Source organism: Streptomyces sp. NPDC006450 (assembly GCF_040612195.1).
In the GTDB taxonomy this organism is placed as follows: Bacteria; Actinomycetota; Actinomycetes; order Streptomycetales; family Streptomycetaceae; genus Streptomyces.
Genome location: NZ_JBEXPT010000047.1, coordinates 1 through 12,743, shown reverse-complemented (window position 1 = coordinate 12,743; position 12,743 = coordinate 1). Strand labels below are relative to the sequence as shown.

The following is a 12,743-nucleotide window of genomic DNA, read 5'->3' as shown; positions in this document are numbered from 1 at the left end:
CCGGGGTGGGCTGTCCCGGCGGTGGTTGCGGCGGGTTGGCCGGTCCATGACGCTAAGCACAGTATCGGGATGTACTTTCACCTGCGTGTCTGCCAAGAAGACCGCGTTGACGGTCCTATCCGCCGCGCTTCCCGCTCTGCTGGTCCCGGCGCTGCTGGCCCCGCCCGCGTCCGCCGCGCCGACGCCCACGCCACCGGTGGACGGGAAGGGGCAGCCGCGCAAGGCGCCCGCGCCGCCCGCGTCGATGTCCACGATCGGCGGCGCATCGCTCGGGCAGCCCGGTACGCAGGTCAACCTGCTGCCCGGTGCGCCCGCGCTGCCGACGAGCCTGACGGGCCGTTCGTGGATCGTGGCCGACGCCGAGACCGGCGAGGTCCTCGCCGCGCGCAACGCGCACTGGCGGCTCCCCCCGGCCTCGACCATGAAGATGCTCTTCGCCGACACCCTGCTGCCCGGTCTGCCCAAGGACCAGGTCCACAAGGTCAGTCAGGAGGAGCTGGACGGGGTCGGTTCCGGCTCCAGCCTGGTGGGCATCAAGGAGGACGCCGACTACAGCGTCCACGACCTGTGGCTCGGGGTGTTCCTGCGCTCCGGGAACGACGCCGTGCACGTGCTCTCGGCCATGAACGGCGGCGTCGAGAAGACCGTCAAGGACATGCAGGCGCACGCCGAGGAGCTCCAGGCCCTGGACACGCACGTCGTGTCCCCGGACGGGTACGACGCCCCGGGCCAGGTCTCCAGCGCCTACGACCTCACCCTCATCGCCCGCTCCGGCCTGCAGAAGCAGGACTTCCGGGAGTACTGCGGCACGGCCAGCGCGAAGTTCCCCGGCCGGCAGGAGTCGGGGAAGCCGCGCGAGACCTTCGAGATCCAGAACACCAACCGGCTGATGACCGGCGCAGGCGGCCTCCCCCCCTACAAGGGGATCGCCGGGGTGAAGAACGGCAACACCACGATGGCCGGCTCCACCTTCACCGGCGCCGCCCAGCGCGGCGACAAGAAGCTGCTGGTCACGGTGATGAACCCGGGCACCGGCGGCGCCAACTCCGTGTACGAGGAGACCGCCGACCTGCTCGACTGGGGCTTCGCGGCGAGCGGGAAGGTCAAGCCCGTGGGCGAGCTGGTGCCGCCGAAGAGCGCGGACACCACCTCCTACGGCTCCCCGGCCCAGTCCCACGAGAACAACCCGTCGGCGTCCGGTGCGGGCTCCGGCGGCGGGGTCGGTACCGCCTTCGGCGTGGCGGGCGGGGTGCTGGCCGTGGTGGCCGGCGGGGCCTACGCCGTCAACCGGCGCTGGCCGCGGGGGCTCGGCCGCCGGGCTCGCGGCCGGGCGTAGCGGAGCCGGCGGGCTTCTGGGCGGGCTCGCGGCCGCCCTGCTCCGCGGCGGGCTCGCGGCCCTGCTCCGGGGTGGGTTCGCCGTCCCGCTCCGGGGTGGGTTCGCCGCCCCGCTCCGGGTCCTGCGCTCCGTCCCCGTCGGCGTCGTCGCGGCTCGCGGTCCACGCCGCGCAGAACAGCAGCAGCTTCGCCGTGAGGTTGATCCAGATCAGCAGCGCGATCGGCACGCCGAAGGCCCCGTACATGCTCTTCGTGGCGACCTCCCTCATGTAGCCGCTGAGCAGCAGCTTCAGCAGCTCGAAGCCGGCCGCGCCGAGGAGGGCCGCCTCGATCAGGCGGCGGCGGGGCGGTTCGACGCCCGGGAGCAGGGTCAGGACGTAGAGCAGGACGAGGAAGGCGGCCAGCACTCCGACGAGGAAGGCCGCGCCCCGCAGCAGGCCGCCGCCCGCGCCGTCGCGCGGTACGTGCAGCCAGTCCCCGGCCTTGCCGACGGCGCTGGAGCCGAAGATCGAGGCCGCGGCCGAGCAGAGGCCGACGCCGCCGAGGCCGATGAGGACGAGCGCGTCCTTGCCCTTGCGGGCGAAGGGGTTGCCCTCGTCCTCGTCGTCCTTGTCCCACACCGCCCGCAGGCAGTCCCGCATCGAGCCGACCCAGCCGATGCCGGTGAAGAGCAGGACGGCGGCGGCGATCAGGCCGACGGTGCTCGCGTTCTCGACGAGGGCGTTGATGTCGAGCTGGTCGGAGATGCCGGGGACCTGCTCGGCGAGGGTCTTCTGGAGGCGGTCGAGCTGGTCCTGGGTGAGCAGCCCGGCGCCGATCGCGGCGGCCACGGTGATCAGCGGGAAGAGGGCCAGGAAGCTGATGAAGGTGATGGCCGCGGCGAGCCGGCTCCAGTGCACGCGGTCGAGCCGCTCGTACGAACGCCACAGGTGGGTGCGCATCAGGGCGGACACCAGGGACCCGATCACCGGGAGATTCTTCAGCCAGTCCATGCGGTCACCGTAAATGAGCTGTCGGAAATAGCCGGGATTGCCGCTTTTGGGGACTACGGTCGTCGATTGTGACTTTTCGCCCGACGGCTCGGCCGTTCCACGCCCTGGTCCTGCGAAGGATCGGTTTCCGGTTGCGGTTCCTGCGTCAGGAACGGCGTGCGGTCGCCTCACCCGCGGCTGCCGCCGCACTGCTGTCCGTCGCCGAGCCGATCTGCGCCGGAACGGCGCTCGCCCCACCGCTTGCCCCGTTGCCGAACGGATATTCCCGCAGCTTGCGCCAGACCCCGTCCGAGCCCTGCTCGTAGAGGGCGAACCCGGAGCAGACCCACTCCGCCGCGTAGTCGGCGAGGGTGCTGAACGCCAGGTCCATCGCCTCCTCGGAGATCCCGTGGGCGACCGTCACGTGCGGGTGGTACGGGAACGAGAGCTCCCGGTTGAGCGGCCCCTGCGGGTCGCGGACCTGGCCCTGGAGCCGGGTGCAGCCGGAGCCGCCCTCCACGACCTGGACGAAGACCACGGGCGAGAGGGGGCGGAAGGTGCCGGTGCCGGCCAGCCGCATCACGAAGGAGCGGCCGGCGGCGGCGACCTCGGCCAGGTGGGCGCGGATCTCGGGCAGCCGGTCCGAGGCCACCTCGGTCGGCGGTACGAGGGTGACGTGCGTGGGGATGCCGTACGCGGCGGCGTCCCCGAAGCCTGCGCGCAGCTCCTGAAGGCTGCTGCCGTACGGCTCCGGGACCGCGATCGAAACGCCGAGCGTTACGGTCCCCACGTAGCTCTCCTCCGCCTGTAGTCCTGTGCGTGGTCTGTGCTCCGCGTGTGCGTCGCACGAGTGCTGCCGCCCCAGTGTGGCGGCAGCACCCCCCAGATCGCCAGGGCCCTCTTTCCCTTCGGTCCCCGTCAGTGCTTCGCGGGGAGGAATCCGAGGTGGTCGTAGGCCTGCGCCAGGGTCTCGGCGGCGACCGCCCTGGCCTTCTCCGCGCCCTTGGCCAGCAAGGAATCCAGGGTCTCCGGATCGTCCAGGTACTCCTGGGTGCGCTGCTTGAAGGGTGTGACGAAATCGACCATCACGCCGGCCAGATCGGTCTTGAGCGCCCCGTAGCCCTTGCCCTCGTACGCGGCCTCCAGCGCGGCGACGGACTCGCCCGTGAGAGTGGAGTAGATCGTCAGCAGGTTGCTGACGCCGGGCTTGTTCTCCGCGTCGAAGCGGACCACGGCCTCGGTGTCGGTGACCGCGCTCTTGATCTTCTTCTCGGTGGCCTTGGGCTCGTCGAGGAGGTTGATCAGGCCCTTGGGCGAAGAAGCCGACTTCGACATCTTGATCGACGGGTCCTGGAGGTCGTAGATCTTCGCGACCTCCTTGACGATGTGCGCGGCGGGGAGGGTGAAGGTCTTCCCGAAGCGCTGGTTGAAGCGCTCGGCCAGGTCCCGGGTCAGCTCGATGTGCTGACGCTGGTCCTCGCCGACGGGGACGGAGTTCGCCTGGTAGAGCAGGATGTCGGCGACCTGCAGGATCGGGTACGTGAACAGGCCGACGGTGGCGTTGTTGGCACCCGACTTCGCGGACTTGTCCTTGAACTGGGTCATCCGGCTGGCCTCGCCGAAACCGGTGATGCAGTTCATGACCCAGCCGAGCTGCGCGTGCTCGGGCACGTGGCTCTGGATGAAGAGCGTGCAGCGCTCGGGGTCGAGACCGGCGGCGAGGAGCTGCGCGGCGGAGAGCCTGGTGTTCGCGCGGAGGTCCTTCGGATCCTGCGGCATGGTGATCGCGTGCAGGTCGACCACCATGTAGAAGGCGTCGTGCGTCTCCTGCAGGGCGACGTACTGCCGGATGGCTCCGAGGTAGTTCCCGAGGTGGAACGAACCGGAGGTGGGCTGGATGCCGGAGAGCGCGCGAGGACGATCAGAAGCCATGGCCCCATTCTCTCAGGTGCGACACCGGGCTCGGCCCCGCCGCTGGCCTGAACCCGGCGGTTCCCCCGGGCCCTGCCCGTCCCCCGCCCGGGTACCCGGCGGTAGCGGCCCGTCCGGATCTTGCCTCGGCCGAGCGACCGCTTTGAGCCGAGGTCAGGGGGTGTGCCGCTGCGCCGGGTCTGGGGCGGAGCCCCGGAGAACGGGGGAAGGGCGGGTAGGGGACAGCCCCGCAGGGACCGGCCCCCACCCGGGGGGTCAGGCGACGGGGAGGCCCGGGGCCGGGAAGGCGGCCATCAGGTCCGCGACCGACGCGCGGATCGCGCCGAGAGCCGCCTCGTCACCCTTGGCGGCCGCCGAGACGGCCCCCGCGATCCAGTCGGCGACCACCGGCATGTGGGCCTCCGACAGACCGCGGGAAGTCAGCGACGGGGTGCCGATCCGGATCCCCGACGGGTCGAAGGGCTTGCGCGGGTCGAACGGCACCGTGTTGTAGTTCACGACGATCCCCGCCCGGTCCAGCGCCTTCGCCGCGATCTTGCCGGAGACCTCCTTGCCGGTGAGGTCGATCAGGATCAGGTGGTTGTCCGTACCGCCCGAGACGAGGTCGAAGCCCCGCTCCAGCAGCGCGGCGGCCAGCGCCTTCGCGTTGGCCACGACCGCGTGCGCGTACGACACGAACGAAGGCTGGGCCGCCTCGTGGAGGGCCACGGCGATGCCGGCCGTCGTCTGGTTGTGCGGGCCGCCCTGGAGGCCGGGGAAGACCGCCTTGTCGATGGCCTTCGCGTGCTCCTCGCGGCACATCAGCATCGCGCCGCGCGGACCGCGCAGGGTCTTGTGGGTGGTCGTCGAGATCACGTCCACGTGACCCGCCGGGGAGGGGTGCGCCCCGCCCGCGATCAGGCCGGCGATGTGCGCCACGTCGGCGACCAGGACCGAGCCCGCCTCCTTCGCGATCGACGCGAACGCCTCGAAGTCGATCGTGCGCGGGAGCGCCGTACCGCCGCAGAAGATCAGCTTGGGCCGCTCCGCCAGCGCGAGGTCCCGTACCGCGTCGTAGTCGACGAGACCGGTGTCCGCACGGACCCCGTACTGCACGCCCCGGAACCAGGAGCCCGTCGCCGAGACGCCCCAGCCGTGCGTCAGGTGCCCGCCCATCGGCAGCGCCATGCCCATCACCGTGTCGCCGGGCTTCGCGAAGGCCAGGTAGACCGCGAGGTTGGCGGGCGAGCCGGAGTACGGCTGCACGTTGGCGTGGTCGACTCCGAAGAGGCCCTTCGCCCGCTCCACGGCCAGCGCCTCGATGCGGTCGATGTTCTGCTGGCCCTCGTAGTAGCGGCGGCCCGGGTAGCCCTCGCTGTACTTGTTCTGCAGCACGGTGCCGGAGGCCTCCAGCACGGCCGCGGACACGTAGTTCTCGCTCGGGATGAGGCGCAGGGTCTCCGCCTGGAGGGTCTCCTCGGCGGCGACGAAGGACGCCAGCTCGGGGTCGGTGGCGAGCAGAGCGGGGTGGCGGTACGGGGGGTGGTGGTTCGCGCTCATGGCGGCTCCTCCGGGGTCGATGTCAGATCTCGTCCCCGCGAGGCCCAGGCGAGCGGCCCTGTATGCGGTCGTGCGCGCACGGCTCCCCCGGAGTTGGTTCTCCGTGCGCCAGTCGCCGTGCGTACCCGACACCCTAGCGGGCACGCCGCAGGAAAGGTTTCTCCGTCCGCGATTCGAGCGAGGATGGACAGTGACGCCACCCTCGTCACCGGCTTGACGGACGATCGGAGACCCCGTGTCGACAACTGCTGATGCCATCCGCTCCGCCGACGCGCACAGCGCGCACAACTACCACCCCCTGCCCGTCGTCGTCGCCACCGCGGAGGGCGCGTGGATGACCGACGTGGAGGGCCGCCGCTACCTCGACATGCTCGCGGGCTATTCCGCCCTGAACTTCGGCCACGGCAACCGTCGTCTGCTCGACGCCGCCCGCGCCCAGCTGGAGCGGGTCACCCTCACCTCCCGCGCCTTCCACCACGACCGCTTCGCCGACTTCTGTACCGAGCTCGCGGCGCTGTGCGGCAAGGAGGCGGTCCTGCCCATGAACACGGGCGCGGAGGCCGTGGAGACGGCGGTGAAGACCGCCCGCAAGTGGGGGTACGAGGTCAAGGGGGTACCGGACGGCCACGCCAAGATCGTGGTGGCGGCCGACAACTTCCACGGCCGCACGACGACCATCGTGTCGTTCTCCACCGACCACGAGGCCCGCGACCACTTCGGCCCGTACACCCCCGGCTTCGAGATCGTTCCGTACGGGGACCTCACCGCGCTCGCCCACGCCGTCACCTCCAACACGGTCGCCGTGCTCCTGGAGCCGATCCAGGGCGAGGCCGGCGTGCTCGTACCGCCCGCCGGATACCTGCGGGGCGTACGGGAACTGACGCGCGAGCGGAACGTCCTGTTCATGGCCGACGAGATCCAGTCGGGCCTGGGCCGCACCGGCACGACCTTCGCGTGCGAGCACGAGGGGGTCGTCCCCGACGTGTACATCCTCGGCAAGGCGCTGGGCGGCGGGGTCGTGCCCGTGTCGGCGGTGGTGGCCGACCTGGACGTGCTCGGCGTGTTCAAGCCGGGCGAGCACGGCTCCACCTTCGGCGGCAACCCGCTGGCCTGCGCCGTCGCCCTGGAGGTCGTCGCGATGCTCCGCACCGGCGAGTACCAGCAGCGCGCCACCGAGCTCGGCGACCACCTGCACCGGGAGCTGAACCTGCTGGTCGGCGGCGGTGCGGTGACCGCCGTACGGGGCCGCGGGCTGTGGGCGGGCGTGGACATCGACCCGTCGCGCGGCACCGGCCGGGAGATCTCCGAGAAGCTGATGGAGCTCGGCGTGCTGGTCAAGGACACCCACGGGTCGACGATCCGGATCGCACCGCCGCTGGTGATCTCCAAGGAGGACCTGGACTGGGGGCTGGACCAGCTCAGGTCGGTCCTCGGCGCCTGACCGGCCGGCCTACAGGATGACGTGGGGCAGGAAGCGGGCGTACTCGTCCGTGACCGGCCCCGCCGATTCGCGGATGCCGAGGCCCGCCGACTCGTCCTCGACGACCCACGCGCCGAGCACCACCCGGTTGCCGTCGAAGTCGGGCAGCGGGGCGAGGCCCTGGAAGACGTACGTCTCGTCCTGCTCCGGTACGAACGGCTGCTCGCCGCCGGCCGGGTGCAGGGTGACGCCCGCGCCCTCGCGGCCCAGCAGCGGCTTCGCCGCGTAGCCGGTGGTCGTGGCGAGCTCGCGCGGGCCGTCCAGGTAGGCGGGCAGCAGGTTCGGGTGCTCGGGGAAGAGCTCCCACAGGATCGCCAGCAGGGCCTTGTTGGAGAGCAGCATCTTCCACAGCGGCTCGATCCAGGCGGTGGTGCCGGAGCCGCCGCCGTGGTCGTACGTGCCGAGGACCTGCGGGGCGAACTCGTCGGTGGCCAGCCACTCCCACGGGTAGAGCTTGAAGATCGCGCGGATGAAGCCGAGCTTCTCGTCCACGAACCGGCCGGACAGGGCGTCCCAGCCGATCCGCTCCACCGACAGCTCGCGCGTGTCGATGCCGGCCTGCTCGGCGGTCTCCTGGAGGTAGGCGACCGTCATCAGGTCCTCGCCGAGCTCGTCGGTCTCGGAGTGCGCGAAGTGCACCGGGCCGGGCGGCAGCAGCTCCGCCTGGCGCCGCCAGGCGTCGACGAGCCGCTCGTGGAGGGAGTTCCACTGGTCGGCGCCGGGGAAGCGCTCCTCCATCCAGAACCACTGCGGGCTGGCCGCCTCCACGAGGGAGGTCGGGGTGTCGGCGTTGTACTCCAGCATCTTGGCGGGGCTGCCGGTGCCGTCGTAGCGCAGGTCGAAGCGGCCGTAGAGCGAGGGCTGTTCGGCACGGCGCCGCCAGGACTCGGCGATCAGCGCGGCCAGCTTCGGGTCGGTGATGCCGAGGTCGGCGAAGCGGTCGTGGTCGACGATGTGCTGGGCCGCGGCCAGGCACATGGCGTGCAGCTCCTCGACGATGTTCTCCAGCGCCTCGACCTCGGGGAGGGTGAAGGAGTAGTACGCGCTCTCGTCCCAGTAGGGGCGCAGGGAGTCGTCGGGGTAGCGGGTCAGGGGGTAGATCAGCCCCTGTTCCTCGACGGTCTTCTGCCAGTCGGGGCGGGGCTCGATGGTGTGGCGCTTCACGCTGGATCAGCCGCCCGAGGAACTCTTGTGGCTGCCGCCGATGCCGCCGCGGGTGACGGCGGACTTGTCGAAGCTGCCGCCGCTGACCTTGTTCTTCGCGACGGTGCCGCCGTAGTAGTACGCGCCGCGGCCGCCGCTCTTGCACTCCTTGGAGTTCAGCTTCTCCAGGGTGGCGCGGTCCGCGCAGCGCTTGTCGGGCTCGTTGCTGCTGCCGCAGGCCACCAGGGCCGCGGCCAGCAGGCCCATGCCGCCGAGGGCGACGGTGCCGGAGCGCATGCGGCGCTTGGTGCGCGTGGTGTCGGTGCTGCTGCTGTCCATGGACTGTTCGCTCCCCCTGGGTGGCCGGCTGCGCACAGACTAGAACGGCCGCCCCGGCCGACGGAATCCGGCCGTCGCGGTATCCGTGACCTAGAGTCGGTTCGTGCTCATTGGGATGATTTGCGCGCTCGGTGCGGCGGTCTGCTTCGGCACGGCGTCGGTCCTGCAAGCCGTGGCGGCGCGCGCGGCGGAGCCTGGGACGGGCTCCGGGGTCGACACCGCCCTCTTCCTGCGGGCGCTGCGCCAGTGGCGCTATCTCGCCGGACTCGGTCTGGACGGGGTCGGGTTCGTCCTCCAGATCATCGCCCTGCGGCACATCCCCATCTACGCGGTGGGCGCGGCCCTCGCGGCCAGCCTCGCGGTGACCGCGGTGGTCGCGGCGCGGCTGCTGCGGGCGCGGCTGAGCCGGACGGAGTGGGGCGCGGTCGCCGTGGTGAGCGCGGGGCTGTTCATGCTCGGGCTGGCGGCCGGGGAAGAGGGCTCGGGCGAGGGCACGCTCGCGCTGAAGCTGGGGCTGCTGGCGGTGGCGGGGCTGGTGCTGGTGGTCGGGGCCGTGGCGGGCGGGCTGCCGGACCGCAGCCGGGCGCTGACGCTGGGTCTGGCCGCCGGGACGGGCTTCGGGGTGGTGGAGGTGGCGGTCCGGCTCATCGACGACATCTCGCTCTCCGCCCTGTCCAACCCGGCGTTCTACGCGCTGCTGCTCGGCGGCGGCGCCGCGTTCCTGCTGCTCACCTCGGCGCTCCAGCGCGGCTCCGTGACGGCGGCGACCGCCGGGCTGGTGCTGGGCGAGACGATCGGGCCGGCGCTGGTGGGCGTGGTCTGGCTGGGCGACCGCACCCGCGAGGGGCTGACCTGGCTGGCCGTCACGGGCTTCGTGGTGGCCGTGGCCGGATCCCTGGCCCTGGCCCGCTTCGGCGAACCCCAGGCGGAGCCGGCCCCGCCCCGGGGGCCCCTTGACCCTGCCCCTTGACCGGGCCCGGGCGGAGCCGAACCGGCCCGTCCGGCGTGCGAGGACCGGGGTCCTGGCCGAGCCCGGGGAACGGGGGAAGGGCGGGTAGGGGGCAGCCCCGCAGGGCCGCGTTCCCGCAGCCGCCACCGGAGCGTTCGGCCGCGCTCACCCCGCTCCGCGGCCCGCGCCCGGACCCCGTGGGGGGAGGGCTGCGACGAGAGCCTCCAGGGTCGGGGCCCAGGCGCTCCGGGACGGGGTTCCGAAGCCGACGACCAGGGCCTCGCGCGGGGGCGTCGCCGCCTGCGGGTGGCGGAAGAACGACAGCGGCAGCAGGCCCAGGTCCTGCCGGGCTGCCGAGCGCAGGGCCGCCCGTTCCCCGCCGGGCGGGAGGTCCAGCACGGCGTGCAGGCCCGCGGCGATGCCGGAGACCGCCGCGCGGTCCCCGACGGCCGTCACCAGCTCGTCGCGCCGCCGCCGGTAGCGCACCCGCATCTCCCGCACGTGCCGGTCGTACGCCCCCGACCGGATGAACTCCGCGAGGGTCAGCTGGTCCAGCGCGCTGGAGCTCCAGTCGGTCCGGCCCTTCACCGCGAGCACCTCGTCCAGAACCGGCCCGGGCAGCACCATCCAGCCCATGCGCAGCCCCGGCGCCAGGGACTTGCTCGCCGTGCCCAGGTACACCACCCGCTCCGGGTCCAGTCCCTGGAGAGCGCCCACCGGCTGGCGGTCGTAGCGGAACTCCCCGTCATAGTCGTCCTCCAGGACCAGCCCGCCCGTGGACCGGGCCCAGTCCACCGCCGCCGTCCGCCGTCCCGGCGTCAGTGCGGCGCCCGTCGGGAACTGGTGCGCCGGGGTCAGCAAGACAGCCCCCGCGCCCGAACCGGCCAGCTCGGCGGTGCGGGCCCCCGCCCCGTCCACCGCCAGCGGCCGCGTCCGCAGCCCGGCGCCGGTCAGCAGCTCCCGGTGCACGTCCAGCCCGTAGCCCTCCACCGCGATCTCCCGGACCCGGCGCGCCCTCAGCATCCTCGCGAGCAGCAGCAGGCCCTGGCCGAAGCCGGCGCACAGCACGATGTGTTCCGGGTCCGCGTACACCCCGCGGGCCCGCGCCAGGTACTCGGCGAGCGCCTCGCGCAGCTCCACGCGGCCGCGCGGGTCCGCGTATCCGAAGGCCTCGTTCGGAGCCTCGGTCAGCGCCCGCCGGGCCGCCGCCAGCCAGGCGGCGCGCGGGAAGCCGTCCAGGTCCGGGGAACCGGGCTTCAGGCTGTACGAGGTCTGCGCCCGCACGGGGCGCCGTACGGGCACGGCCGCCGCGGGACGCCGCACCGGGGCCCGCTCCGCGACCCGGGTGCCGGAGCCCCGGCGGGCCGTCAGCCAGCCTTCGGCGACGAGGTCGGCGTAGGCCTCGGCGACGGTGTTGCGGGCGATCCCGAGGTCCGCCGCGAGCGACCGCGAGGAGGGCAGCCGGGTCCCCGGCGCGAGCCGCCCGCTGCGCGCGGCCTCGCGCAGCGCCTCGGTGAGCCCGGCCCGGACACCGCGCCCTGGGACCGGTTCGAGATGCAGGTCGGCGCCGGAAGTGGCCCACGAATCCGTCATGGACATGGACCATATAGAGGGGCCGCCCGGATCGTAGGTTGGCCTCATGACCCACACGGACAGCACGGACAGCACGGACAGCACAGACGTCACGGGCGGTGCGAAGAAGGCGGCCGAGCACGCCCCCCGGATGCAGCTGGCGAAGCTCGCCCCGGAGTTCTACAGGGCCGCCGTCGCCCTGGACACGGCCGCCGCCAAGGGGCTGGACCCGGCTCTGGTCGAGCTCGTCAAACTGCGCGCCTCACAGATCAACCACTGCGCCTTCTGCATCGACATGCACTCCAAGGACGCCCTCGCGGCGGGCGAGGACGTGGAGCGGCTGCTGCTGCTCGGCGCCTGGGAGGAGTCGCGGCACTTCTACACGGAGAAGGAGCTCGCCGCGATCGAGCTGACGGAGGCCGTGACCGTCCTGACCGACGGCTTCGTTCCCGACGAGGTCTACGCGCGAGCCGCGCGGCACTTCGAGGAGAAGGAACTGGCCCAGGTGATCGCCCTGATCGCCGCGATCAACGTCTGGAACCGGATCGGCGTCACCACCCGCCTGACCCCGGGGCACTACACCCCGGGGATGTACGCGTAGCCCCCGGTCCCGCGTCAGCCGCCCGTCGGGCGGAAGGCGCTCAGCGCGGCCGCGTGGTGCGCCTGGGTGAGCGTCCACTCGCCCGCCGGGCCGGCCGTCAGGACGGCCCACTTCTTGCCGTCCTCGGCGACGAACACCCGTTCCACGCCGCGGCGCCGGCCGTGTGATTCCGCGCTGTCGTACTCGTAGACCAGCTCGCCTCCCTCGGGGGCGTCGGTGGCCGGGCCCACGCGGATCTCCTGGTAGCCGGTGGTCTGGGCGCGCAGGTAGGTGGAGGCGCCCTGGACGGCCGCGAGCGGGGTCAGTTCGGGCTCGCTCACCTGGAAGATCTGGAGCAGGGCGGCGCGGTCGGGAGAGCGGTAGAAGACTCCCGTTGCACCGTCCTCCCGCGCCCACCCGGCGGGGACGGCGATGGTGAACCCCTTCGCGTCGCGCACCGTCTCGTGTGCGGGGTCACTGCCGCTCGGGCTGGGGGTGGGGCTCGCGCTCGCCGTCGGCGACGCGGAGCGGGTGGCCGGGTCCGAGGGGGTCGGCGAGACCTCGCCGCTCGGCGGGGCGACGGACGCCGTCGGCCCCGCGTGCGCGGGCTCCTCGCCGGTGTCCCGCGCCACGAACCACACGGACGCCGCCCCGATCGCGAGCGCGGCCACCGCGACGGCCGCCGTGGTCGGCGTCAGCCACCGCCGGGGCGCAGCGGGCTGCACCGGCTGTCCGGTCTGCGGGTACGGATACGCGGGGTACGGGTACGGGTCCTGCGCGGGCGCGGCTCCGGGAGGAGAGGCCGGAGGCGGCCCGGGAAACGGCTCGTGGCCCGGCGCCGGGGCCGGCATCGCAGGCAGCGGCCGCGAGGCCGGGTCGTAGCCCGGCGCCGGGGTCGGCGGC

The 12,743-nt window shown here is 72.8% G+C and carries 12 protein-coding genes and 1 riboswitch; of the genes, 4 read left to right on the top strand and 8 right to left on the bottom strand.

The window, feature by feature from the left end; translation table 11 throughout:
- Positions 1 to 85: 85 nt before the first annotated feature.
- On the top strand, positions 86 to 1,336 hold the full coding sequence (locus ABZY57_RS16640; RefSeq protein WP_356512466.1) for a D-alanyl-D-alanine carboxypeptidase: 1,251 nt from the start codon (positions 86 to 88) through the stop codon (positions 1,334 to 1,336).
- Here the strand turns inward: ABZY57_RS16640 and ABZY57_RS16635 are convergent.
- From ABZY57_RS16635 to glyA, 4 genes are all read right to left on the bottom strand, one after another.
- Positions 1,284 to 2,327 (bottom strand): YhjD/YihY/BrkB family envelope integrity protein, encoded by a 1,044-nt coding sequence (locus tag ABZY57_RS16635; RefSeq protein WP_356512464.1) that lies wholly within the window; start codon positions 2,325 to 2,327, stop codon positions 1,284 to 1,286. The two genes, ABZY57_RS16640 and ABZY57_RS16635, sit on opposite strands and share 53 nt — an antisense overlap.
- A gap of 145 nt (positions 2,328 to 2,472) precedes the next feature.
- A complete protein-coding gene (locus ABZY57_RS16630) occupies positions 2,473 to 3,096 on the bottom strand; it encodes a 2'-5' RNA ligase family protein (protein ID WP_356512462.1) in 624 nt (207 codons plus the stop codon).
- A 128-nt stretch (positions 3,097 to 3,224) separates the two neighbouring features.
- Positions 3,225 to 4,238, bottom strand: coding sequence for a tryptophan--tRNA ligase (gene trpS, locus ABZY57_RS16625; RefSeq protein WP_356512460.1), 1,014 nt, complete (start codon positions 4,236 to 4,238; stop codon positions 3,225 to 3,227).
- Positions 4,239 to 4,493: 255 nt separating this feature from the next.
- Complete coding sequence (gene glyA, locus ABZY57_RS16620; protein WP_356512458.1) at positions 4,494 to 5,777, bottom strand: serine hydroxymethyltransferase; 1,284 nt, start codon at positions 5,775 to 5,777, stop codon at positions 4,494 to 4,496.
- A gap of 35 nt (positions 5,778 to 5,812) precedes the next feature.
- Positions 5,813 to 5,903, bottom strand: a riboswitch (ZMP/ZTP riboswitch).
- A 109-nt stretch (positions 5,904 to 6,012) separates the two neighbouring features.
- Between glyA and rocD the strand changes: the two genes are divergently transcribed.
- Positions 6,013 to 7,218, top strand: coding sequence for an ornithine--oxo-acid transaminase (gene rocD / locus ABZY57_RS16615; protein WP_356512456.1), 1,206 nt, complete (start codon positions 6,013 to 6,015; stop codon positions 7,216 to 7,218).
- Between the two features lie 9 nt (positions 7,219 to 7,227).
- On the opposite strand, the gene ABZY57_RS16610 is transcribed toward rocD, so the two are convergent.
- Together ABZY57_RS16610 and ABZY57_RS16605 are read right to left on the bottom strand one after the other, a co-directional pair.
- The gene (locus ABZY57_RS16610; RefSeq protein WP_356512454.1) at positions 7,228 to 8,421 is read right to left on the bottom strand and encodes a glutathionylspermidine synthase family protein; all 1,194 of its coding nucleotides are present in this window, start codon (positions 8,419 to 8,421) and stop codon (positions 7,228 to 7,230) included.
- Positions 8,422 to 8,427: 6 nt separating this feature from the next.
- Positions 8,428 to 8,739 carry a hypothetical protein gene (locus ABZY57_RS16605; protein WP_356512452.1) on the bottom strand — a complete coding sequence of 104 codons (312 nt, stop codon included), beginning with the start codon at positions 8,737 to 8,739 and terminating at the stop codon, positions 8,428 to 8,430.
- Between the two features lie 115 nt (positions 8,740 to 8,854).
- Here ABZY57_RS16605 and ABZY57_RS16600 point away from each other — a divergent pair, with 115 nt between their 5' ends.
- Entirely contained in the window at positions 8,855 to 9,709 is an 855-nt protein-coding gene (locus ABZY57_RS16600; protein ID WP_356512509.1) for a hypothetical protein, read from the top strand.
- Positions 9,710 to 9,853: 144 nt separating this feature from the next.
- Here the strand turns inward: ABZY57_RS16600 and ABZY57_RS16595 are convergent, their stop codons facing one another.
- Complete coding sequence (locus tag ABZY57_RS16595) at positions 9,854 to 11,281, bottom strand: PLP-dependent aminotransferase family protein (protein WP_356512450.1); 1,428 nt, start codon at positions 11,279 to 11,281, stop codon at positions 9,854 to 9,856.
- Between the two features lie 46 nt (positions 11,282 to 11,327).
- Between ABZY57_RS16595 and ABZY57_RS16590 the strand changes: the two genes are divergently transcribed.
- Positions 11,328 to 11,861, top strand: a complete 534-nt coding sequence (locus tag ABZY57_RS16590; protein WP_356512448.1) for a carboxymuconolactone decarboxylase family protein — start codon at positions 11,328 to 11,330, stop codon at positions 11,859 to 11,861.
- A gap of 14 nt (positions 11,862 to 11,875) precedes the next feature.
- On the opposite strand, the gene ABZY57_RS16585 is transcribed toward ABZY57_RS16590, so the two are convergent.
- Positions 11,876 to 12,743: serine/arginine repetitive matrix protein 2 (locus tag ABZY57_RS16585; protein ID WP_356512446.1), on the bottom strand; the 868-nt coding region annotated here is incomplete at its 5' end.